General features: G+C 57.8%; 17 protein-coding genes and 1 other RNA gene. 6 read left to right on the top strand and 12 right to left on the bottom strand.

What is annotated here, in order from left to right:
* Window positions 1–13: 13 nt before the first annotated feature.
* Window positions 14–1,402, bottom strand: coding sequence for an aspartate aminotransferase family protein (locus tag VB618_RS04885; protein ID WP_329795432.1), 1,389 nt, complete (start codon window positions 1,400–1,402; stop codon window positions 14–16).
* Window positions 1,403–1,535: 133 nt separating this feature from the next.
* Between VB618_RS04885 and VB618_RS04880 the strand changes: the two genes are divergently transcribed.
* The 5 genes from VB618_RS04880 to VB618_RS04860 all read left to right on the top strand — a co-directional run bounded on the left by VB618_RS04880 (window position 1,536) and on the right by VB618_RS04860 (window position 7,437).
* Window positions 1,536–2,015 carry an Lrp/AsnC family transcriptional regulator gene (locus VB618_RS04880; RefSeq protein WP_329795431.1) on the top strand — a complete coding sequence of 160 codons (480 nt, stop codon included), beginning with the start codon at window positions 1,536–1,538 and terminating at the stop codon, window positions 2,013–2,015.
* 169 nt (window positions 2,016–2,184) lie between these two features.
* Window positions 2,185–3,633: an amidohydrolase gene (locus VB618_RS04875; RefSeq protein ID WP_329795430.1), complete on the top strand. Its 1,449-nt coding sequence runs from the start codon at window positions 2,185–2,187 to the stop codon at window positions 3,631–3,633.
* A 135-nt stretch (window positions 3,634–3,768) separates the two neighbouring features.
* Window positions 3,769–4,617 carry a transporter substrate-binding domain-containing protein gene (locus tag VB618_RS04870; RefSeq protein WP_329795429.1) on the top strand — a complete coding sequence of 283 codons (849 nt, stop codon included), beginning with the start codon at window positions 3,769–3,771 and terminating at the stop codon, window positions 4,615–4,617.
* Between the two features lie 1,099 nt (window positions 4,618–5,716).
* A complete protein-coding gene (locus VB618_RS04865; protein ID WP_329795428.1) occupies window positions 5,717–7,108 on the top strand; it encodes an adenylate/guanylate cyclase domain-containing protein in 1,392 nt (463 codons plus the stop codon).
* Window positions 7,109–7,215: 107 nt separating this feature from the next.
* Window positions 7,216–7,437, top strand: a complete 222-nt coding sequence (locus VB618_RS04860; protein ID WP_329795427.1) for a hypothetical protein — start codon at window positions 7,216–7,218, stop codon at window positions 7,435–7,437.
* Here VB618_RS04860 and VB618_RS04855 read toward each other — a convergent pair whose 3' ends face one another.
* Window positions 7,438–8,424: an alpha/beta fold hydrolase gene (locus VB618_RS04855; protein WP_329795426.1), complete on the bottom strand. Its 987-nt coding sequence runs from the start codon at window positions 8,422–8,424 to the stop codon at window positions 7,438–7,440.
* Between the two features lie 966 nt (window positions 8,425–9,390).
* Window positions 9,391–9,927, bottom strand: coding sequence for a CarD family transcriptional regulator (locus tag VB618_RS04850; RefSeq protein ID WP_329795425.1), 537 nt, complete (start codon window positions 9,925–9,927; stop codon window positions 9,391–9,393).
* Between the two features lie 186 nt (window positions 9,928–10,113).
* On the opposite strand from VB618_RS04850, the gene VB618_RS04845 reads away from it, so the two are divergent.
* Window positions 10,114–10,269, top strand: coding sequence for a hypothetical protein (locus tag VB618_RS04845; protein WP_329795424.1), 156 nt, complete (start codon window positions 10,114–10,116; stop codon window positions 10,267–10,269).
* A gap of 111 nt (window positions 10,270–10,380) precedes the next feature.
* On the opposite strand, the gene VB618_RS04840 is transcribed toward VB618_RS04845, so the two are convergent.
* The 9 genes from VB618_RS04840 to VB618_RS04805 form a co-directional block, all read right to left on the bottom strand.
* A complete protein-coding gene (locus tag VB618_RS04840) occupies window positions 10,381–11,121 on the bottom strand; it encodes a hypothetical protein (RefSeq protein ID WP_329795423.1) in 741 nt (246 codons plus the stop codon).
* Window positions 11,122–11,192: 71 nt separating this feature from the next.
* Window positions 11,193–11,577, bottom strand: a transfer-messenger RNA (tmRNA) gene (ssrA, locus tag VB618_RS04835).
* Between the two features lie 355 nt (window positions 11,578–11,932).
* Window positions 11,933–12,976, bottom strand: a complete 1,044-nt coding sequence (recA, locus tag VB618_RS04830; RefSeq protein WP_329795422.1) for a recombinase RecA — start codon at window positions 12,974–12,976, stop codon at window positions 11,933–11,935.
* Between the two features lie 240 nt (window positions 12,977–13,216).
* A complete protein-coding gene (locus tag VB618_RS04825; protein WP_329795421.1) occupies window positions 13,217–15,433 on the bottom strand; it encodes a CHASE2 domain-containing protein in 2,217 nt (738 codons plus the stop codon).
* A gap of 108 nt (window positions 15,434–15,541) precedes the next feature.
* Entirely contained in the window at window positions 15,542–18,247 is a 2,706-nt protein-coding gene (locus tag VB618_RS04820) for an Ig-like domain-containing protein (protein WP_329795420.1), read from the bottom strand.
* Window positions 18,248–18,933: 686 nt separating this feature from the next.
* Entirely contained in the window at window positions 18,934–19,125 is a 192-nt protein-coding gene (locus tag VB618_RS19775; RefSeq protein WP_442931651.1) for a NepR family anti-sigma factor, read from the bottom strand.
* Window positions 19,126–19,378: 253 nt separating this feature from the next.
* Window positions 19,379–22,144, bottom strand: coding sequence for a PAS domain S-box protein (locus VB618_RS04815; RefSeq protein ID WP_329795419.1), 2,766 nt, complete (start codon window positions 22,142–22,144; stop codon window positions 19,379–19,381).
* Window positions 22,145–22,188: 44 nt separating this feature from the next.
* On the bottom strand, window positions 22,189–22,824 hold the full coding sequence (locus tag VB618_RS04810) for a chemotaxis protein CheX (RefSeq protein ID WP_329795418.1): 636 nt from the start codon (window positions 22,822–22,824) through the stop codon (window positions 22,189–22,191).
* 5 nt (window positions 22,825–22,829) lie between these two features.
* Window positions 22,830–23,213: a response regulator transcription factor gene (locus VB618_RS04805; RefSeq protein WP_329795417.1), complete on the bottom strand. Its 384-nt coding sequence runs from the start codon at window positions 23,211–23,213 to the stop codon at window positions 22,830–22,832.
* Window positions 23,214–23,260 lie beyond the last annotated feature (47 nt).

The following is a 23,260-nucleotide window of genomic DNA, read 5'->3' as shown; positions in this document are numbered from 1 at the left end:
ATGCCGATCTGGGTTATCGGCGGCTCTCCGCCGGAAAGACGGTATCCACAGCCACCCGAGCGGCTTCGACGATAATATCCGCTTCCTCGCGCGTGAGACAGAGGGGTGGCGCCAAACCAAGAATGTCGCCCTGCGGCATGGCCCGGCCGATCACGCCGCGCTCCAGGAGGGCCGCCGCCACTTTCTGGCCGATGGCTTTGGAAGGCTCGAAGAAGCGTCGATGGTCCCTGTCTTCGACAAACTCGACAGCCGCCATCAACCCTTCGCCGCGGATTTCGCCAACGTGGCGATGATCGGACAAGGCATCAGCCAGTTGCCTGCGGAAGTAAGCTCCCACCGAGAGAGCATTCTCAACGAGATTCATCTCATCGACCAGCTCAAGATTAGCGATCCCGGCTGCGACGCAGATAGGATGCGCGGAATAGGTCCATCCATGGCCGATCGCCCCCATCTTGTCTGCCCCTTGGACGAGAACCTGCCAAATCTTGTCGGAGACAATGCTGCCCGACAAAGGAGCATAGGCTGATGTAAGCCCCTTGGCGATAGTAATCAGATCGGGGGACATCCCGTACCGGTCCGAACCAAACATCGTCCCGAGCCGACCAAAGCCGGTGATGACTTCATCAGCGATCAGAAGAATGTCGTACTTGACGAGAACCGCCTGGATCTTCTCCCAATACCCTGCCGGCGGCGGCACAATGCCCCCTGTCCCGAGAACCGGCTCGCCGATGAAAGCAGCAATTGTCTCCGGCCCCTCGGCAAGGATCATCTCCTCCAGCTTGTCCGCACAAAATTGAGAGAACTGCTCCTCCGACAGGGAGCGATCCGCGCGCCGAAAATAGTAAGGTGCCTCCGTGTGCAGGACGGGTGCCCGCGGCAGGTCGAACGCCTTATGAAAGAGTTCAAGCCCCGTCAGGCTCCCGGTCATAACTCCCGAGCCGTGATATCCGCGCCAGCGCGAGATGATCTTCTTCTTCTCGGGACGTCCGAGGATATTGTTGTAGTACCAGATGAGCTTGATGTTCGTTTCGTTCGCATCCGAACCCGACAGCCCGAAGTAGACCCGGCTCATCCCCTTCGGGGCACGCTCGACGATCATCCTTGCGAGCGTGATCGAGGCTTCGGTGCCATGGCCGACATATGCATGATAATAGGCGAGGTTCTTCGCCTGTTCCGCAATCGCATCGACGATCTTTTGGCGGCCGTAACCCACATTGACGCAATAGAGGCCTGCGAAGGCATCAAGGCTCCGTCGGCCGGCCTTATCGGTAATGTAAACACCCTCGGCGCTGCTGATCACACGCGTGGTGCTCTCGCCGCGGGCATGGGTCCCCATATGTGTCGAGGGGTGGAAGAAGTGATCACGATCCCAGGCACTCAGCTGGTTGTTGTCGTTGAGCATAGGGCCCCCTCCCGCATGGATTGGAACAGCGATTGGCTCAACCCTAACCCATTCACTAATTGCTTGGCAGCGAACATCAGGCTGTGCGAGATTATTTCCAGCGCAAACTTATATATATATGCAGGAGTCCTGCATGACGGATCTGGACGATATTGACGTTCTTCTCCTGAACGCGGTTCAACGAAACAACAAGCTGACATCCGATCAGCTTGGAGACTTAGTGGGGCTTTCTCCCACAGCATGCCAGCGACGGCTCAAACGTCTTCGAAACGAGGGAATCATCGAAGGAGATGTCTCTATCGTTTCACCAAAAGCGGTGGGGCGTCCAATTTCGATGCTGGTGCTGGTCTCCCTTGAGCGCGAACGAACTGACATCATCGATCGCTTCAAGAAGGCCATTCGCTCGACGTCAGAAATCATGATCGGCCTCTACGTCACAGGTGAGGCGGATTTCGCCCTTCTCGTGACGGCACGGGATATGCAGGATTATGAACAATTCACGCGTCGCTTCTTTTATGAGAATCCGGATATAAAGGGCTTTAAGACTATGGTGGTCATGGACCGGGTCAAAGCAAGCTTCATCCTTCCCATTTCTACCTCAGAAGGGAACTGAGACGCGACCTCTGTATAGAATATCTTTGCAGAAATCCTGCGTCAAACTGGAGATGGGAGAGGAATTCAATCAACAAGCCCACATTTTTCGCCCGCCTCGGTTACCCGCAATAGCATAATATCTCGATAGGACTTGTCGAGGCAGCCTAGAATGACTGTCGGAGTTGACCATGGGTAATGAGTCGGTTTCGGCTTACGTGGAGAGGAGGCGTCAGAACTATTGCGATCTCAGCGATCGCATCTGGCGCTCTCCGGAACTCAACTTTCAGGAGTTCCGCGCCTCAGCCGAACATGCTCGGATGATCGAAGCTGAAGGCTTCCGCATGCTGAAGCAGATCGCCGGCATGCCGACGGCTGTCGGGGGCGAGGCCGGACAGGATGGGGCAGTCATTGCTATCCTGGGCGAGTATGATGCCCTCCCTGGACTGAGCCAAGTGGCTGGGATTGCTGAACCGCGGCCTCTGACTGAAGGGGGTAATGGGCATGGCTGCGGTCACAACCTGCTGGGCTCCGCCTCGCTTCTCGCTGCTGCGGCCGTCAAGGGATGGCTGGCCCGGAGCAACCTGCCCGGACGGGTGCGATATATCGGCTGTCCGGCGGAAGAAGGTGGATCCGCAAAAAGCTTCATGGCGAAAGCAGGCGTGTTTGATGATGTCGACATCGCAATCTGCTGGCATCCTGGGCCATTCACTGGGGTCACGACCCCACGATCCCTCGCCTGTGTCGAGGCGGAATTCGCGTTTTCGGGACGGGCTGCTCACGCGGCAGCAGCACCCCATCTAGGCCGCAGTGCGCTTGATGCCATCGAATTGATGCATGTGGGCGTTAACTACCTGCGCGAGCACATGCCACCCGGCGCGCGGGTGCATTATGCCATTACAGAGACAGGCGGCATTGCTCCGAACGTGGTGCAGGCGCAGGCCCGTGCCCGCCATCTTGTCCGCGCCGCGACTCTTGATGAAATGTGGTCGTTGTTCTCACGGGTCGTCGACATTGCCCGGGGTGCTGCACTGATGACGGAAACGACGATGTCCTGGGCTCAAGTATCAGGAGAGGCCAACCTCATCGGCAATTCCGTTCTCGAGCAACTGATGGATGAGACGCTCAGGCGCCTAGGAAGTCCGGGGTTCGATGCCGCCGACAGGGCGTATGCTGCCGCCATCCAGGCCACGCTCAACCCGGCCGACATTCGCACAGCCCGTATGAATTTCAACCTTGCACCGGATTCTGACGATCCCCTGACAGAGGAGATCTATCCGCTGGGCGCCGGCTCGCCGAATGCAATTGGGTCGACGGATGTGGGAACGGTGAGCTGGATTGTTCCGACGGTGCAGTGCCGCGTCGCTACATGCGCCGTTGGTACGCCGGCCCACTCCTGGCAGATGGTCGCCCAGGGATGCGCACCGGCGGCACATAAGGGAATAGTCTTCGCGGCGAAAGCCATGGCAGAGGTTGCAGCCTCTCTCTATGCAGATCCGAGCTTGCTACGGGCTGCTTGCCGCGAGCATGTGGAATTCCGGGCCAGCCACCCGTTCAAGAACCCGATCGAGAATGCGGCGCAGCTCGATCTGCCGACAGAACTACCAAGTGAGATGAGGAATTCATCCTTTTCAGGATGAAGGCAGAGCGAACAAAAAACCTGGCGCTCTGGGAGGAAGCAAGAACTGATGGATACGCAGCTGACCGCCACGGATCTATCATACGTTTATTCATCAAGGTTTAAACGACGACAGACATAACAAAGGGGACGGCTTATGAAACGACATCTTACCTTGGCTCTGGGTCTTGCCATCACGCTGTTAGGGGCTGGGCCGACACTCTCCCAAACTTCGCCTACAATTCGTATCGCTACCGACGGTGAGTCGCCTCCCTACAGCCTGTCGAAACCTGATGGTTCTACCGAAGGCTTTGAGGTTGAATACGCGAGGTCACTTTGCGACAAGATGCAGGTGAAATGCACAGTTGAAGTGCAGGATTTCAGCGGTATGATCCCAGCCCTGAACGCCGGAAAGTTCGACGTGATCATGGCCAGCATGTCGATCACGAAGAAGCGTGAGGAGGCCATCAACTTTTCTATTCCCTATGGCGGCACGGGCAATGTTTTCGCGACCATGAAGGGAAGTCCTCTCGAGGCATTGCCAGGAAAGGGCGGGACCCTAACCCTGACGAGCGAGAACGCCGCAGCAAGAATCGAGGAGATGCGGAAGCTGCTCAAGGGCAAGGCAATCGGCGTGCAGACGGCATCGGTCTCTGCTGAGTTTGCAAAAACCTATTTCAAGGATGTTGCAGAGATCCGAGAGTACCAAAAGAATGAAGAGATCAACCTTGATCTGATCGCCGGACGTGTCGACGTTGAGATCAACGGGAGAAGCTTTCTGCACAATTCAGCCAAGGCCCCAGGTTTTCAGGATATCGTTCTCATCGGTCCGTTGCTTGATGGCGGCGTCTTCGGCGGCGGCGTCGGTTTAGGTTTTCGGAAATCCGATACTGATCTCAAGGCTAAATTCGATGCCGCTATCAGGGCATCGGCCGCTGATGGAACGTTGAAAGCACTGTCCATGAAGTGGTTCGGCTTCGACATCACGCCATCCAGCCTGCGTTAACTGTTAAAGCCGGGTCGTTATCACCAGAGCGATCCGGCTGCCCCATCTCCTCGAAGGACTAAAAGCTGTTCATGGTCGTGTTACTAAAAGCGATGGGCGACCAGACGACTTAAGTCAGCCCCCTAGAGAGGCTGCTTCTTCAGTTCGAACTGCCAACCACATGCTGACACCGACAGCCGCTTGCTTTCTACAGCTATAATCAAATCAGCCTGTGACGGCCTCGCCATTCCATTTGCACTGTCTCGCTGCTGAGCAAGTGGAGCGTACTCAAACCATTCTCCGCGTCCATAGAGAGAATCCTAAGCGGTAATTTAAGCCTAGTATCAGAACCTTAGCGAAAGGCAATTTCGGAAAGCGTACTATAGTTTGTGTTCTGCTCTCCCCGCCACTATCTAAACCTCTGCTTTTATTAGGCTTTTCCGATTTTTGGCTCTCCTCACAAGTGCCGGTATTTACTAAGATATTGCGCCATACCTATTTTCTGTGCCCCTACATAAAGCAGTCGTGAAGGCAATTTCGCCTCCGATTTTGGGCGCCTTCTCCTCCCCCAAACCACTCAGTCCGGTTGTGGGACTAGCAGCTCCTTCTGCACAAATTCTGCAGAACAATCCTTAAATCCTGCGCAGAGGTTGGGGTCTCTATGCAAAGTGGTCTGCCAGCTTTGCCGGCATGAACTCATCCATCCAGCCGCCTCCCGGTTTACCCACCCGCCTTCTGAAAGATGGCTGGTGGCTCTCTACCGAAGATAACAAGCCGACAGCCGTCATCCTTACCCTCCCTCAAAGGCAGAGGGATCAGACTGAACGGAACAAGAACTCGAATGGGATCGCAGTTCACTCCTCTCAAAAACAGGCTGATTTCCCATGACCGCTGCCTTGAAGCCTCTGGCCAATCTGGCCTTTGTTATGGAGAGACGCTGGCGTAGTGCAAAGCTGGTGATCCAGGCGTGCCGCTCATCTACGATGAGGACCGACCAGGGACTTCCCGATCCAGGCCCCGGCCTTGCCCATCGCCCTTTCCCGCTCGGCGCCGTGCAAGACCTTTGTCCGAATGCTATCAGGTTGAAGCCCAGCGCCTTTGGGATGAGCAGAGCGAGCACATGTCTGACGTGGCGAACCGCATTATCGGCTTTGTGTCCAATACCTTGCAGGCGCTTCGATCGCTTTGGTCTCATGGAAACTCACAGGATCGCCTACAGGCAAGCATTCGGCAGGCGGAACTTGAGGGCCTCCAATTCGCCTTCTACGCCCGGCTGACGGCGATCATCGTTGTTTCCGTCTGGCTCATCTGGCTCGTACCGTGGCCACGCGACCTCTATTACGGAGCCTACGCCTTCGGGTTCTTCGTTCTTGGCTACCTCCCGTACCGGTTGCGGCACCATCCTCACGGCGAGGCGATCAAGCTTGGCTTTATCGTACTCGATGTCGCGTTGGTTTCAGCGGCGATTCTGGTCCCTCCGCCAGCCGCTCTCGGCAATGAATGGCCCATCCAGACCCGCCTTCGCGGTCAGGAATTCCTGTACGTTCTTCTCCTCCTTGCAGAGGCTGCGCTCACCTACTCCCCAAGGAGGGTGCTCTGGACAGGTGTGTCGATCCTCGTCATCTGGTCGATCGGGGTCTTCACGATCTACTCCCAGCCGGACACGCTGCGTTTCACCGATGCGGCTGCGGAGGGAGCGCTGACGTCCACTGCAGTCCTCGATCTCTCCTTCAAGCCTGCCTTTGTCGGCCTGACGGCCTGGTATACCCAGCTTGTTGCCACCTCCCTGTTCACCCTGCTCATCACACTCGCCGTCTGGCGCAGCCGGCGGACCCTGTTGAACCAGGTTGAGGCCGAGGTCGTACGCGCAGATCTCGCGCGCTATGTCTCTCCGGACGTGGCCGAGGCACTCACCAGACACGGCGGGTCGGCATTCGGAGCCCCGGCGACACGGACGGTTGCCGTCCTGTTCGCAGACATCGTCGGCTTCACCAAGCTCACCGAGACCCTCTCGCCTGAGCGAACGTTCGCCTTATTGCGGAGCTTTCAGGAGCGCAGTAGCGCCGTCGTGTTCAAGCATGGCGGTACCCTCGACAAGTACCTGGGCGACGGCTTCATGGCGACCTTCGGCTCCATCGAGCTGCAACCGGACGCGCCGGCCCGTGCGCTCGCCTGCGCCTTCGAACTTCAGCAGGAGATCGACCGCTGGAACCGGAAAAGATCCGGCCGTGGCGCGGATCCCCTTCATGTGTCGGTTGGTATCCATTGCGGTCCTGTAACGGTGGGCAATCTCGGCGGCAGGGAGCGCATCGAATTTACCGTGGTTGGTGATGTCGTGAACGTGGCGAGCAGGCTCGAGGAGATCACCCGGGCGGTGGGCGGCTCAATCATCGCCTCAGAGGATTGCATCCGGGCGTCGGGAGATCCGGAGTGGAGTATGAGGTTCCAGTCATCCCGCGAGATCCAGCTCCGGGGCCGACAGCAGAACATCCTCGTTCACATCGCTACGTGACAGGAGTCGCGGAGCGTCGCCTATGCGGGCTTGCGCCAGGGTGTCACATTTATCCATAAGAGCTGCGGCACCATCTCCCATGCATCGTCACGTTGCGGAGACCTGAGATGGCAGTTCGCATCCCCCAGAGCTTGTCGACCAGCCTTCAGCCTGAGACGGGCTGGGACGTGCTTGATCACGAGCTGCGGGAGCAGAAAGCGCATACGCTTGGGACTTTGAGCGGCCAAGTCGAACAGGCTCTCGCGGCGTTGCGAGCCTTCGATGCCGAAGCGCATGGACCTGACAATGAGCATCGTCGCCGTGCTATGCTGCTGAACAACAACGCATAGCTAATCGCAAGTCTCTTCACCAAGTTTTTTTACAGATCGTTCTACCGCATTGGCGACAGCGTCAGGATCCAGGTGATGGACCATGTGGCCGAGACCCGGGAGCGTGATGAATTCGCTCTGTGACAGCTCCCGATGCAGGCACTCCGACTGACGGTCAACATCAACAATCTGATCGTTTGCACCTGTGATAATCGTGATCGGCATCTGCAGCTCGCTGTAGTGATGCTGGAGCTCCATCACTGACGGAGTCATGAGGGCTGCGTCCTCTGCCGCGGCGCGAAGCTGTGACGGACGCATCATCATCTCCTTCGGGAACAGGCGGTCAAACCGCTCCGGCACCTCCGCTGGCGCGAACATCTGCTTGATCAAGCCTGGCAGAATGGCCCGGGCGATCAGCGGAGAGATGGTGTGGCGCATGGCGTCGCCGATCACGGGAACAGCCGGCGGGGAGAACAGAAACGTGTCGGCTCGCAGCGTCGGGTAGTAGTAACCTGAAGTAAGCACCAGGCTGCGGACAAGCGACGGAGACTCCAAGGCAAGAGCGACTGCGACCAAGGTCCCCCACGAATGCCCTAGGACGACCGCATGCTCGACGCCGAGCTGCTTCAAGGCACGGCGGAAAAGCTTCGCGTGAGCCCTTGGAGTCCACAGCTGGCGGGGTCTGCTGCTGTAACCGTAACCCGGACGGTCGATCACGATGACCCTGTAATGGGCCGCCAGGCGGTCCACGAGACCGCTGACGGTGAAGTCCTCGATCATGGTGCCGTTGCCGTGGATCAGCACGATGGGCTCGCCCTCACCGCGCTCGATGTAGTGCAGGCGCACGCCATCAACATCGAGGAACCGACCCATGGGTGGGGTTATGCGTTCGGCAGCCCTGGTTTTCTGCCAGTTGTACAGAGCAGCGGCGCCCAGCGCTGTGGCTGAGCCGGCCAGAACCGGTGCAAGCCAACGCCAGCGGCTTGAGTGAGAGGCTTGGCGGGACATGCGCACTCTCCATAGGGGCTGATCGTGGGGAACGCCCGGGAAGCAATGCGGTTGCTGCAGCGCAGAGTTTCGAGTCAGACGCTCGTCCCACGGAACGCCTTCGTGGCGTTGGCTCGCTTCCCTTGCCCGACCTACGGAATAAGAATCAGCGCTACTAAGGGCCACTTGTAGCGATAGTCGCCGTACTCTGCTGAATCTGGAAGATGAGCTACATCGATTTCAGAGGGTTCTACTTCTTGGAGCCAGAGCTTGAGCCCACTGTCCCTTTTGTCGAAGGTGCAGCGGCATTCGTCTTTGTCTTTTCCTTCTTTGGCTTCTTCGCTTCGCGGTTGCCGCGCTGTTCACCTTTTGGCATATCTGCTTCTCCTGATGCTGACCCAGAGTGTAACACCTGCAGAAGCCTAGCGGAACATCGAAACGCCCGTATAAACTGCGACCACTCTGTGGGCCTAAGGGTGGCGCCTGCTCGCGGCACAGCCTATACGGCGGTTCAGGTGCGGCTCTCCGCAAGGCAGTGATCATCCGAGTTCAATATCAAGTCTGAGTTGTCTCCGGCGCTAGCTCAAGGGCAGGCTGATTAGGGTAGGCGTCTTTGCTCACTTTGCTCGACTGCTGAGCAGAGGTTGCAGGTATCTGCCCCCGGCCCCAAACTCACGCCAACCAATAATGCTGGCCTGGACGGCTTCCCCTGTTGCCCCGTTCCGCCACTCTCCGTTGATGCGCTCACAGGGGAATGGGAGGATATAGGTACCGACATGATCCTCAGCCAGAGCCTGCACCGGCAGCCCAGAGCCTGGGTATCCATCGGTCTTGAAGTCCTTCAAACGGGTAGTTCGTGTCACCATGCACTCGCTCCGATTGATTAAAATGCGCCGCTAGATCCATGGGGCAACGTTACCGAGGAAGCCCAACAAGCCAAGAACGTCTGGAGCTATGATAGAGCGACTCTAAGCGGTGACCGGCATCTCATGCAACGGGAAGGGCTGAGTTAAGATGGGGAGCTTTAGCCATGCTCTGCTCAATCAGCTTGCGCGCTTCGGTCTGTGTCAACCGGCTGGCCGCTGCTACCTCCCTGATCATCAAGTCCAGAGCGCCTTCGAAGATCTGCTGCTCGCTGTAGGAAGCCTCTTGCTGCTCAGAGCCACGGTTGAGATCCCGCAAGACCTCAGCGATGGCAGTCAGCTGTCCGGTCCCTATGCGCTCCTGAAAGTCATTCGAGCGCCGGTTCCACATACCGCGCTTTGCCTTTGCCTTATCGGCAAGGATTTGGAGCGCCAGCGTTACTACATCAGGTTCCGACACCTTTCTCAGGCCGCTGCTCTTGGCTTTCGCCAGGGGAACGCGAACAGTGAGACGGTCCTTATCGAAGGTGATCACAAAGAGCTCAAGCATGAACCCGGCGACCTCCTGTTCTTCGATCGCCGTGATCTCACCCACCCCATGGGACGGGTACACGACTGCTTCACCAATCTTGAAGGGAAGTTTATTGTTCCTCGTGGTCATTCAGACATGATCTCCTTGGAACACAGACCATTCCTTAGTTGTGCGATGCTGTAGCGCAGACATCGAATTTCTAATGGGCGCGTCAGTGCACCGTACGTTTGCAGAACTCGAAGTGGCTAACGCGGTTCCCACGCAACGACCGCCCTCCATTTGGAGCGTCACCGCCATCAGAGACAAGATTGACTCTTGCAGGTTTCTTTCACCCGCCGCATCGACACTGTGGTGGCGGCACTTCGGAATTGGGAGCAGAGTCTCCGGTTTTCACAGGGCCCAATCAGGATCCTGGTGGCGCTGCTGGACCGCAACTCCCGTATCGTCGAAGAGACCTCCGGGGTGAACTGATCCGTTCGGTGCGGCCTTTGACCTGCAGTAAGGCGCCTAAAACCAACTGTGTCCGATGATCGGCGTCTCACTAGATTTATGATCTTATCGGCTGACACGGCTCGCCGCTATTTATCGTTCAGCCATCAGCTCGATGAAGGGCTCAAGGCTGGTATAGGGCAGCGTAAACTTCTCGCCTCGGAACAACATCGGTACATCTTGGCCGCCAGCGAAGCCGGAAGTCAGTTTGCCACGAACCGTGAAGATCTCGCCGGCCTTTACGTTACCCCAGGGCGCATCGATGTAATCCACCATGCCAAGCTCGATCAGCTTCGCGTCGACGGCCTGCTTTCGAGCATGTGATGGCAATTGACGGAGGCTGCTCTCGATATCGTCACGCATGACATCATATGCGGGATTACGAACCTTATAGCGAAGCTCCGTATCCTGCGTAAATTGCCACACGGAGCCAATCGACATTTGCTGCTGCTTGGTGACCGGCTTCTTCTCGGGCTTCTCGACCTTCTTTGCCGTCTTGGCGCGTGCGGGGGCTTCGGCAGGTTGAACATCGGCGATCAATGCCCATTTGCTCGACCACTCTACCGCTCGATAGTCGCCTTTCGTGAGGCGATCGGCGAACTCCAAAATGTCCTGATCAATCGGGCGTTTGCCGCCGTTGGCCTCAAAGTAGCGCAGCCGCAATTCGTCAGGCAGAAGCAGATAGAACTTGTCGCTCTTTACATCCACGTCGAAGATATTGGTGACCTTCACGACCTGATCGCGGGTAGATGGGGCCTCGACGCCATCACGCGTGGGGTAAACCATTGTTCCTTTGGGAACCCGCATGTAACCGTCCACCTGAATCTGCGACATCTTTTCTTCGTCTCTCTTTTGAGGGCGGCATGAGCTAAAGGCCAAAAGTCCAAAATGGGAACGGCACCCGAAGGTGCCGTTTCTGTTGCTAGGCTTTCCCGAGCCCCGGATGGTTACGCCGCGAGGCGCACTGCACCCATGTCAACGTTATCGTTGGCATTTATGAGTTTGCACTATCAAGGCCGTAGCTCAGCCTAATCGCAGCCTAGCTTTTATTGCGCCCAGTCGAACCCATGTCGCCCCCATCAAAAACCCACCGGGACAGCGGAATGGCCTCAACGAAAGGCCATTCGCCCAAAATCCGTCTTGCGGTACCTGGACGGCCGGTGTGCTTGTGGTGGAGGCGGCGGGAATCGAACCCGCGTCCTAAACGCCTATTCCACTCTGCCTCTACGATCATAGTCAGGCGAACCTGACCTGCCTAATATAAGCGCTGACTGACCTGATTGCTAGGCTCGGATTCTATAATTTTGCCTGTTAAAGCTGAATCGTTTCAATGCACGTGGCGCGCCGCGCGCTAGCGGACAGTTCGCAATTAGCTCATCAAGAGCAAAACCATTGTCCGAAAATACATGTCTCGGGAAAGTCTTATGACCAGTAAAATGGCTCTCCCGCGGCCGCATCCGTTCCCTGCTATGGGTCGCCTACCATCTCTATAAGTGTATTTAGGCCACACCGAACAAACTTCAGCGCTAGCTCAAACTGAGCCTTCCCTAGCGATGATAGCGCCAAGTCGATCTCACCACGATGGCCTATGTGAGCAGGCGATGCAAAACGCCGGCCTATGAGGACCGGCGTATCTGGTTAAGACTTATGCCGCATCGTCCGCCGCAGCATCAGTTGTATCGTTGGCCTGCAACGCATCCATCAGCAGACCAGCGTTCTGACGAATCCTTGCCTCGATCTCAGTCGCAATCTCGGGATTGTCCTTCAGGAATGTCTTGGCGTTCTCGCGACCCTGCCCCAGCCGCTGGCTCTCGTAGGAGAACCACGCACCTGACTTCTCGACCACATTCGCCTTCACGCCGAGGTCGATCAGTTCACCCGCCTTCGAGATACCCTCGCCGAACATAATGTCGAACTCGACCTGCTTAAAGGGTGGCGCGACCTTGTTCTTGACCACCTTCACCCGCACCTGATTGCCGATCGGCTCATCGCGATCCTTCAGGGTTGAAGTGCGACGGATATCCAGGCGCACGGAGGCGTAGAACTTCAGGGCGTTGCCGCCCGTGGTCGTCTCAGGGCTTCCGTACATGACGCCGATCTTCATGCGGATCTGGTTGATGAAGATCACCATCGTCTTGGTGCGGCTGATCGAACCGGTGAGCTTGCGCAGAGCCTGGCTCATCAAGCGGGCCTGAAGACCGGGACGGCTCTCGCCCATCTCGCCTTCAATCTCGGCCTTGGGGGTCAAAGCGGCCACGGAATCGATAACCAACACATCGACAGAGCCGGAGCGGATCAAAGTATCGGCAATCTCAAGCGCCTGCTCCCCATTGTCCGGCTGAGATATCAGGAGATCATCGAGGTTCACACCCAGCTTTCGCGCATAGGCTGGATCGAGCGCATGCTCTGCGTCAATGAAACCGCAGACGCCACCCCCCTTCTGTGCCTCGGCAACGGTTTGGAGAGCCAGCGTCGTCTTGCCTGACGACTCGGGTCCGTAAATTTCGACGACGCGGCCTCTCGGGAGGCCACCCACACCCAGAGCAATATCGAGCCCCAGAGAGCCGGTTGAAATCGTCTCCACCTCAACGACCTGACTGCCGCCAAGGCGCATGATCGAGCCCTTGCCGAAGGCACGCTCGATCTGGGCTACCGCTGTTTCGATTGCTTTGTTCTTATCCGTATTCATTAGGGCTCCGCTTCTGTGATTTCTGAGTATGAACTCTACCTGATGTGAGTTCCGAATGCCAGAACAAAGCGGGAACTAGATCAATTATGAGCCCTATTTGCGGTTAAGCTTTTGTCTACATCAGGATCAGGAAATCAACGGGTCGATATCCTGTCCCAGTTCGAGGCTGCCAAGACCATAAGAAGTGTCTTCCGTGGTCTAAGTACTCTGTTTGGATCTTTGCGCACAGGTGCCGCCACTTTAGCCGGACGATGCCGGAGTGTCGATCAGGTGGCGGATCCGCTGAATGTAAAGCTCGTAGTAGTCATCGAGGCCAAACTTCTTGCCTAACTCCCGACAGCGAAGGATCATCTCGAGCGCCTGGGACCACTCGTGACAGCGATAAGCCGTCAGCATAACGCCGTTTCGTTCGTTCAATTCCGCGAAGTCACGGCTCGTGGCCACATCGGCGCGTCCTAGGACAGTGAAGATCCTCTCCAGTTCGCGCTTCCCCCTGACCTGCAGATGGTCGACTTCGAGAACGGCGAACCGGGTGAGGACTGCCTGAGCGGTCCTTTCGCCGATGATGATGGGAACACCGTACTGCTTTGTCATGCCCTCAAGGCGGGAGGCCAGATTGACCGTGTCTCCCAGGACCGAGTAGTTGAAGTGCAGATCGGACCCGAAATTGCCGACCGCGCAGAGACCAGTATTCAAACCGATTCCGATCCTGAGCGGCGGAACCGGCTGATCGTCGCCAGCTTCGCGCTGGCGCTGTTCGTTCAGCGCTTTGAGACTGTCCAGCATTTCGCACGCAGCCTCGCACGCGTTCACCTCATGGCCGGGATCGGACAGCGGAGCGTTCCAGAACGCCATGATGGCGTCGCCCATGTATTTATCGATCGTCCCGCGACGCTCCATGATGTCCCTGGTCAGCGGGGTAAAAAGCCGGTTGATCAGTGTCGTCAATCCCTGTGGATCGTCCTTGTACAGTTCGGAAATTGCCGTGAAGCCGCGAATATCCGAGAAGAGCACGGTCAGCACACGCTGCTCTCCGCCGAGGGTCAGTTTCTCGGGTGATTGCGCTAGCTGCTCGACCAAGTCGGGTGAAAGATACTGGCTAAACGCCGATCTGATCCGGTAGCGATCCGCAGACACAGTCACATAGTTCGTGAAGACCAGAACCGCATACACTAGAAGGCTTGAGATCAGTGGGAAGGTGTAGTCGAGCAGAAGATTGAGAAAAGAGAAGCAGTACCAGGACATGCCCAGGGTCACGGCGGCGGTGGTGCCTCCGAGCACGAAAAGCGTTCCGGCATTCACTCTGGGTACTACTGTGATCAGGATCAGGCTCAGAAGCGTCGCAAGCACGATCTCGACGAAGGCCGTATAGGTCGGACGGCTCAGGGTCGATCCCGTGAGGGCGCTCTCCAGGAGCTGTGCATGCAACTCGACTCCTGGCAATGCCGGGTGGACTGGGGTGACCTTGAGATCGAGAAGGCCAGCGGCGGACGTCCCGATCAACACCATCTTGCCCGCGAGACGATCCGCGGGCACCCTGCCCTGCAGAAGGTCGATGGCGGAAACATATCTGCCCGGGTTGAGCGAAGAGAAATGGATCCAGACCCGGCCTTTGCCGTCCGTCGGGATTTCATAATCATCAACACCGACGCTTCGGACGCCGCTGGCGTCCGACTTGATCAGGATGGCTCCCGATCCGGTGGCGACCCGCAGCATCTCAAGGGAAAGCGATGGGACGATGGTGCCATCGGCGACCGCCACGACGGGGACACGGCGGACAATACCGTCCTGTTCAGGAATGATCGAAAAAATACCCTGGCCTTGAGCGGCCTCGTCAAGAATGGGAAGGTTGCGCAGCAGGTGCGGAAAGTCGACCAGGAATGGGCGCGGGTCCGGTCCTATGATCGCGATGCCCCTCTGGATTGCCGGCCGCGCAATTGGCGCCCCGCCCGAGACGCGGTATCCCGACTGCCCGAGGACCACCTTCGACGCCCGAATGGCATCGGCAAAGACAGCATCATTGCCGGGCAGGCGCCGGAGCCTCTCCCGCGTTGCGTCGTCCAGCCCTTGGAATGTTTCAGCAGCAACCTCTGGTGAGCTTCGGTCCGGTTCAGGAAAAAGGACGTCGAAGCCAATGACCGTGCCGCCCCGCTCGGCGATCTTCGAGAGCATCTCGGCCATCACAGTGCGTGGCCAAGGCCATTGTCCCAGAGCCCGCAGGCTCGTCTCGTCGATATCCGCGATGGTGACAAGGTCCTGGCGCGCGGCACGCGGATGCATCAGCTGGTAGATATCAAACGACCTCTGGCGAAGAGCCTCGATCGGTCCAGGATCCCAAATCCGCAAAACGAGCAGTCCGACGAGAAGCAGGAAGCCAACAATCCGCCCGATCCCGAAGCGGCGCATCTTTTTCAGGAGAACGGTCACAGCCGTCGCTCCGCTGAGGCGTTGGCACATGCTACGATGATCTTCTCGCCTTGGCCGCCGCGATGGGATCGCGTCTCCCATTGGGCCAGACGGTCAGAGAAGAGATTGGACAAGATCACTGGCAGGCGCACGATCCCCTCACAGGATGTGGTCTGTGGAACGGGGTAAGGCGCCTGCAATGGCTAACTCTGTCGCCAGAACCTCCCCGCTCGCAAATGTGACAACTGCCGACACTGTATTTCCGTCGCCCACAAGCCGCCTCAACCCTCCAGTCGATGTATCCAAGGCAAGTCCGGCGGGCGTAAAGTAGAGATCCTCCAGACCGATCCCGACGACCTCCGTGCCATTCACAAAGAGGTCGATATCAGCGACCGTCCCATTCGGGAGAGGTGATCCGAGGACAGAGACGCCGATCTGATCTGGTGAGATCAGCAGCGATGCCCCGCCCGTGTTGTCGATCTCATCCAGCTGAGAGAGATTTGCGCCCTCGCCGACACCGAGAGCGGTGATTTTCGTGCCGTAAACGTTGGTCAACGTCGCAAGCTCGGCATCGATCGCCCCCTGCCCTCTGCCGTCTGACAAGAAGTACAGAAAGTTTTCCTCACCTCCCTGATCCAAGATCTGCAAACGGTCGTTGGCTGCTCGCAACGCATCGGCGAAATTTGTCAACCCGTTGGAATTGAGCCCTCTCAGATAGTTTGCGATCGTCTCCTCTCCCTCCTGCCCGAGGCTGAATGTTTCGGCATTCACAATTCCTCCACCCGTAGGGTCGGCCGGGTCGGCGCTGCCGTTGAATGGGATGATCGTCACCGTGAGGTCGGCAGGAGAAAATCCAATCCCTCTCACGCGCTCAGTCAGTGCGATGAGACCGGCAATCTCTGCATCCAGGATGGTATTGGCACGTCCGTCGCCGTTAAGATCGCCGACAGGCGTCCCCTCGAACTGTTCCGAGGTGCTGCCCGAGACGTCGAGGAGATAAAGAATATTCATCTGCGGCTGCAGAAACGCCCCAAGATTGATGATGAGGCTGAGGTCGGCATTTGCAGTCGTGATTGCGGATGGCGCGCCGATGGTGAGCGAGACCGGCTGATCGTTATAGTCGAGAATGCCACTGGTCGACGCTGTTTGATGAGGAGACGTAAACGTCCCGGTGCCGCGGACTTGCACGGTGATGTTTGCAGTATCGACTCCTCCCCTGCCATCGGAGGCCGTATAGGCAAAGGTCACCGTTGCAGTTTCACCCGTACTGAGGGCGCGGAAATCGTCGCCCGGGTCGAACACCAGCTCCCCGGAGGAGTTGCGCAAGACGGAACCTTCAAGTGGGTTTGTCCAGCGGATGACGTTCAGTGAATCGCCATCGACGTCACGATCGTTCGCGCGCACTGCCAGCACCCTGACTCCGGCCTCGCCCACGCCGATGCGGTCGCCCGCTGCAACGGGAGCGTCGTTTCTGCCGGCAACAATCCACGAGATCGACACTGGGACTCGGGTGCCGCCATCGATCAGCAGATTGAAATCGACCGTGACGACCTCGGTCTCCCCCTTACCTAGGTGCTGATAGGCTGGATGCGATGGATCAAGAGAGAAACTCCGTGCACCGTCGAGATATTTCACGCCAGGAGGCAAGAAAGCCGGCACGATCACGAGCGCCAAGGTTGCGCTAGCCGACGTGGTAGCATCCATGGCGGCGCTAAGCCGTGCAAGTGGTCCGTCCTCAACGGCTGAGCCTCGGATTGGCACTGGATTCACTGTTAAAGATGGAAGAACGGTGTCGCGGGCTGCAACACGTTCCTGGACAATCAGTGCGATGGAAAACTGTGAAGAGTCGGGCGGATCGACCCGTTGCGGCAGGTTCACGGGAATGATCGGCGCGTCGTCAAAATCACTGCTGCCCCTGGGCTGACGGTTCTCAGTGGAATAGAACCAGAATATGTCTCGTGCGAAATCGTTCTCGCCACGGATATCGTCAGCCGTCTTCGCAATCTGTGAAATACGCGGGTCGGAGCCGGGGACAGGCGTCAAGAGGGTCGTAATGCGGGCATCCGACAGCGACGTGATCACACGGGACGGGTTGTTCTTGTCCAGGAGAAGGAACGAGCCCACGGTTCCATCCGGCTCGGTCAGAAGCGAGAACTTCGTGGTTCCGCTAAAAGCTGCAATCTCGGTTTGAACAGCCGTGCCCCTGATCGCCATGGTGGCGACGGGGGTGTCGATCTTGAGGTCCCCGGACTTGGCTATCCGTCCCGCGACGAAGCCGATGACACCCTGAACCAGGGTGAACAGCGCCGAGTTCGCATTCGAATCTGCGGCGTACACCATGTCGTTCAGCACCATGCGGGCGCTGGAAGACAGGCTGAAGACTGTTCCATCGTTGAATTTGATCGTCAGCGACGAATCTGCTCTCGTCTGGACGACGTCACCCTTGGCTACCATATCGCCGAGACGCAGTTCGACCAAAATGCCGTTGCGCAGCACGGTCGCGGATCCGGATACTTTCTCGATACGACCGATCAATGTCTGGGGTGGCGTGACATTGCTCACCTGCGCATATTGTCCTAAGGCATCGGAGCCCGCCAGCGCCTCGACCGTAGCACCTGCGAGGCTCGCACCTTCGGGAGTCGTGATGCTCAGGCGCCGCCCGTCCCGGAAATAGTTCAAGATGACCGCGGTTGTCTCGTTCCCTACGAGCAGGAGATCGGCTCCGGATCTCCGGAAGTCGGCGGAGAAAAGGATATCCTTATCAGGAAAAAGGATCGAGGGTTTGGTGTCAGCACGGCCGCTCGCTGCCTCGGCAGCGTCGATCTGGATGTCGAAGACAGTAGCGCCGCCCCCGGATTGGTACACAGCTGAACCCCTTGGGTTCATGCGATGATAATCCTTTAGGTCATTCTCTCCGACGGGAATGAAGTGTTAGAAAGCGGAACTGCTTGTTCCAACGGCCTTAAACTAGCGAAGATCGGCCTGGGGTCACGCACTGACCATCTCCCTGTGCTTCAGTAATTTCAGGTATTTCCACACAAAGTAGCCATCAGGAGTACTTCCGAAGTGTGCCATGAGCCGACCTTTAGAATCTACGCAAGCACGGTCGAAGATTAATCGGCAAGTGGATCTTCAGCGATCTACGAAATCTGTGTCATGACGCGCCGCGCCTTGAATCTCGCGGTCGAGGGCTGGAATCCCGGCCTCGCCGATGCTGATTGCTTCCAGGCAACTTAGCGCGTCATGGTTTGCCCATTCTACTCATATTGCAAGTGCCGCTCCTGCTTGGGCACCCCAACAACATCGGGCGAGACCCTACAATGCGCCGGCCTGCTGTGTGCTCAGGTCTTTATGCGGATCGTCACTGAGGTTCACCAATCCTGACCGTGCTGCAATAGCAGGAGACCTTCTCACCGACGGCAAGAGGGAGCAGGAACTCCATGGCTCGATGGAGACCGTAGCGATAGGACGATCTGTATCCCCGCGATGTCGCGTGGCATGGCGCCAACCGCCCCAGGGTTCGGTGTCGAGCCTCGACGCCAGCGTTCCGTTTAAGTCTCCTTGCGACTCAGTTCGCGCTCCGCCCGTCGCAACGCCAGCAGCAAGTCAACCTGCTCGTCAGGTATCGGCTGTCCCTCGATCTCTGCGTAGACGATCTGGAGGTGGGCTCCAATATGCTCTCGTGCGTCAGGGCCAAGCCGCGGACGCGTGACCTTCCGATCCGGATTTCCCTCTGTACTCATTGGGCTCCCTGTTGCACTCGCCCCGACGGCACCTGCCGCAAGCCTGTTTATGTTATGCCGAGATCATGTTTGAACATGGTTAATGGTTCGTTAAGATCCCTTATCGGCCAGGGCCCTGAAGAGGGCGTGCCCCAGATCCCAACACACACAACAGGAGTGAGCTTTGCCTGCGGCAAAGTGGAGCATTACCCATCACGATAGCCCACTAGTTTGGCAGCGACGCCTCTTGGGCTGACGGAAGCATCCCGTCCATTTAACCCTGCTCTATCATTTCGCGAATCCGGATGGCCAGATCCTCAATGGCAAAGGGCTTTGTAACCATCTCCATGCCATGTGCCAGGAATCCTGACGCCATGGCGGCCTGCTCGGCATAACCGGTGATGAAGAGAACTCTTAGGTTTGGTCTCACCAGGCGCGCATGGTCAGCTAACTGGCGGCCGTTCAAACCCGGCAGACCGACATCGGTCACCAGAAGATCCACGCGCTGCTTCGACTCCAAGATCCTGAGACCGGACAGGCCGTCCACCGCCTCAAGAGCCTGATAACCGAGATCGGCCAGAACCTCCATGATCAGCGACCGGACCACAGGCTCATCTTCCACCACCAGAACGGTCTCGCCTGCTTCCGCTCGATGTGCCTGGCTCAGGCTCGGTACTGCGACAGCATCGGACAGCTCGCCTTCATAAGACGGAAGATAGATCCTCACCGTGGTGCCTTGGCCAACCTCACTGTCGATCCGGACATGACCCTCCGATTGTTTGGTGAAGCCATAGACCATGGACAGACCTAAGCCCGTCCCCTCTCCGATCGGTTTGGTCGTGAAGAATGGATCGAAAACCTGAGCCAAGACATCGGCAGGCATACCCGTTCCTGTGTCGGAGACACAAATCGTCACGTATCGGCCTGGTTTCATATCCTGCTGCGCAGCCCTAAAAGGGCTATCCAGCTGAGAAACTCCGGTTTCGATGATGAGCTTGCCGCCCTCCGGCATGGCGTCCCGGGCATTGATCGCAAGATTCAGGATTGCGCTTTCCAGCTGATTGGGATCGCACAGGGTCAACGGCAGATCTTCGGACGGCGCGATCTGGAGCTCGATGGCTTCGGAGGTGGTTCGCCGAAGGAGATCCTCCATGGATATGACGAGCCGGTTGACGTCGACCGACTTAGGATCGAGAGGCTGCCGTCGCGCGAAGGCAAGAAGCCGGTGGGTCAAGGCGGCTGCGCGGTTAGCAGAGGTCGTCGCTGCCGTGATATAGCGACCAACGTTTTCCAGTCGGCCCTGCTTCATGCGCGTTTGCAGGAGATCGAGCGAACCGACGATGCCGGTCAGGAGGTTGTTGAAGTCGTGCGCGATGCCTCCGGTGAGCTGACCAACGGCCTCCATCTTCTGACTCTGTCGGAGTTGTTCCTCCAACTGCTTGCGCTGAGTGACATCGCGCCCGACGCTGTAGAACACGTCACCGGCAGGTGCGAAGGTCCAGCTGATCCAGTGATAGACCCCATCCTTTGCCTGAATGCGAACGTCAAAATCCTTGAGCGCCTCCCCCTGCTTCAGCACCTGGAGCCGATGATGGCCTAAGGCTCGATCCTCGGGGTGGATCCAGGCCTCGAAGTGGGTGTCGACAACCTCATCCTCCCGGTAGCCCAGCAGATCGGACCATGCGGGGTTGACGGCCTTAAGAGTGCCATCAGCGTCGCAGATGCTGAAGAGATCACTGGAGAGGCTCCAGAGCCGGTCGCGCTCCCGGGTCGTCTCCTCGACCCTGCTCTCCAGCCTCTCATTGAATTCCCGCAGCCTCTCTTCAGATTGCTTCGTGGCGGTGATGTCGTAGATCACGCCGATGAAGCGCAGGCCTGCCGTTTCCATGTCGCGGACGTACTCACCCCTGCGGGCCAGCCAGCGAAGATCCTTGTTGCCCGCACGCTGGATGCGGCACTCCACATAGGTAAGTCCGCCAGGGCCTGCATCCTGCCCGATGATGAGAGGATCTCCCGGCATGACGAGCGCGTTGATCGTGCGGGCCGGCAGAACGTTGGTGGGGTGCAATCCAACAAGCCGGCAGAACTCTTCCGAGACGCTGACTGTCGCAAAGCCGTGCACGTACTCAAACGTTCCGACTCCGCCAGCGCTCTGCGCGATACGCAGACGTTCCTCGACATGCTTCTGCTCGGTGATGTCGAGAACGACACCGGTGAATCGCGCTGGCCGATCATCAGGGCCGAAATGGCCGCGTCCCCGCGCATGAACCCAATGGATGGATCCGTCGGAGGCGATCAGGCGGTACTCCTTAGAGAAGATTTCAGCCCCATTGAGAATGCCCGCAACGGCAAGGCGAATTCTCATGCGATCTTCAGGGTGAATGGCCTTGAAGAAAGCGTCAGCCGGCAGGCCTCTCGCGGCCTCGGCTGAATCGACACCATGGAGCGCAGCAAAACGAGCGTCGGCAGTAAAGCGCCCTTGAGGAATGTCCCAATCCCAAGCCCCGCCGGTTCCAGCAACGGTCAGAGTTTGGCGCAGCCGTTCGTTGGTTTGGTCAAGCTCCTGCTTACTTGCCTGGAGGGCAGACTTCATCTCGTCCGCCTGATGCATCTGTGTGACATCAACCTGGGTTGAGAGAAAGAAAAGCAAATTGCCGTTCTCATCGTTAACGGGGGTGATGAAAAGATGATTCCAGAAACGATCCCCGTCTTTGCGTTGGTTCAGGAGTTCAACCGAAATGGCGCGTGCATCCTTGACCGCTTCACGGATCTGCGAAATGGCCTCTTCATCTGAGTCAGGCGGCTGAAGAAAACGGCAGTTGCGGCCGACCGCCTCTTCGGCGGAATAGCCTGTCGTCCGGCTGAAAGCCTCGTTGACGAAAACGACAGGATTGTCGGGCAGCCGCGGATTCGTTGCGACCATGGACAAGCCTGAACGCTCCAGTGCAGAAAAGATCGGTCCTGCCAGTTGCCGGAGCTCTTGAGCCGCCGCTTCGACAGTTTGTTCGACCGTCGCGTATGGGAGGATCCGAGCCGTCATGCTTGCCAGAATTCGGTTAAAGCGTTCTTCTCAGATAACATGGCCTAAGCCTCGTCTCCGATCACGCGATCAATGAAGCCGGCAATGAGTGCCTTCAGAGCTGTCAGTGACGGCAGATCCATGAGCATGGCGATGTAGCCTCGGATATCCTTGTTGCGCACTGAAAAATTGATGTACAGGAAGAGCGCCAGGCCATCGGTCGATCGCTCCTTTTCGAGGATGAACAATTGAGCCCCATCTCCTCGGGCCACTTCCGGCAATGAGATGTCGAGGGAGCGCTTCAGCATATTTGCCATGGTGGCAAGACAGCCATTCAGGATCACGTTGCCTGTCTCAGCCAGGGCCTCCTGTTCCATCTCGGCAATCTCATCGGGCGGCACATCCCCACCCATGATGGCGCGGACAAGGTCGAGACTGGTCGCTTTAGGAAAGATCAGTAAAGCGCGACCTGAGAACGCACCCTCGAATTGCTGTTGGATGGCGACCAACTCATCAGTCTCGCGCTCCCCGATCAGTCGAGCGGCATCCTGCGGAGCCATGATTTCAATGGCCGGCACAGAGAGGATGACCTCCTCTCCGATCATCTTACGCAAGCTCGAGGCTGCCCGGCTAACGCCGATATTCACAACTTCGGTCAGAGCATCGCGTTCAAGGTCCGTCAGGGCAATATCCTGGGCCATGATCACTACGCGCCGCCTGCCCGCAGGCGCAGGGCGGCCCCGGAGATGAACCCTCTCAGGCCCTCCTCCGTCAGAGGCTTGCTCACGAAGGTGGCATTCACCTCCCGGGCCCGGGCGATCACCTCGTCCTGGATATTGGCCGTGATCACCGCAATCGGCATCGTCGGGTAAGTGGATCGGATCTCGGCCGCCAGTTCGAGCCCATCTTTCTCCGGCATGTTGAAGTCGATCATGGATAGGTCAATCTTCCGCTCACCGAGAATAGCCAGGGCCTCCTGAGCATTGCCAGCCTCGATCTTCTCCCATTCGGGCTGCAAGGCGGCCAGGGTCTTGCCCGCGACAATGCGGGCCAACTTGCTGTCATCGACGATCAGGACAGTTATCGCCACTCAGGTACTCCGCTAGGGAAAGTCTGCCCGGAACGACCGGATCTGCA

The organism is Microvirga sp. CF3062 (genome assembly GCF_036314045.1).
Classification (GTDB): Bacteria; Pseudomonadota; Alphaproteobacteria; order Rhizobiales; family Beijerinckiaceae; genus Microvirga.
This window is presented reverse-complemented; position numbering and strand designations above follow the sequence as displayed.

What these genes read in the sequence shown, in the direction of transcription:
- VB618_RS04885 (WP_329795432.1), bottom strand. Translation starts at nt 1,402, where the DNA reads ATGCTCAACGACAACAACCAGCTGAGTGCCTGGGATCGTGATCACTTC.
- VB618_RS04880 (WP_329795431.1), top strand. Translation starts at nt 1,536, where the DNA reads ATGACGGATCTGGACGATATTGACGTTCTTCTCCTGAACGCGGTTCAA.
- VB618_RS04875 (WP_329795430.1), top strand. Translation starts at nt 2,185, where the DNA reads ATGGGTAATGAGTCGGTTTCGGCTTACGTGGAGAGGAGGCGTCAGAAC.
- VB618_RS04870 (WP_329795429.1), top strand. Translation starts at nt 3,769, where the DNA reads ATGAAACGACATCTTACCTTGGCTCTGGGTCTTGCCATCACGCTGTTA.
- VB618_RS04865 (WP_329795428.1), top strand. Translation starts at nt 5,717, where the DNA reads ATGTCTGACGTGGCGAACCGCATTATCGGCTTTGTGTCCAATACCTTG.
- VB618_RS04860 (WP_329795427.1), top strand. Translation starts at nt 7,216, where the DNA reads ATGGCAGTTCGCATCCCCCAGAGCTTGTCGACCAGCCTTCAGCCTGAG.
- VB618_RS04855 (WP_329795426.1), bottom strand. Translation starts at nt 8,424, where the DNA reads ATGTCCCGCCAAGCCTCTCACTCAAGCCGCTGGCGTTGGCTTGCACCG.
- VB618_RS04850 (WP_329795425.1), bottom strand. Translation starts at nt 9,927, where the DNA reads ATGACCACGAGGAACAATAAACTTCCCTTCAAGATTGGTGAAGCAGTC.
- VB618_RS04840 (WP_329795423.1), bottom strand. Translation starts at nt 11,121, where the DNA reads ATGTCGCAGATTCAGGTGGACGGTTACATGCGGGTTCCCAAAGGAACA.
- recA (WP_329795422.1), bottom strand. Translation starts at nt 12,976, where the DNA reads ATGAATACGGATAAGAACAAAGCAATCGAAACAGCGGTAGCCCAGATC.
- VB618_RS04825 (WP_329795421.1), bottom strand. Translation starts at nt 15,433, where the DNA reads ATGTGCCAACGCCTCAGCGGAGCGACGGCTGTGACCGTTCTCCTGAAA.
- VB618_RS19775 (WP_442931651.1), bottom strand. Translation starts at nt 19,125, where the DNA reads ATGAGTACAGAGGGAAATCCGGATCGGAAGGTCACGCGTCCGCGGCTT.
- VB618_RS04815 (WP_329795419.1), bottom strand. Translation starts at nt 22,144, where the DNA reads ATGACGGCTCGGATCCTCCCATACGCGACGGTCGAACAAACTGTCGAA.
- VB618_RS04810 (WP_329795418.1), bottom strand. Translation starts at nt 22,824, where the DNA reads ATGGCCCAGGATATTGCCCTGACGGACCTTGAACGCGATGCTCTGACC.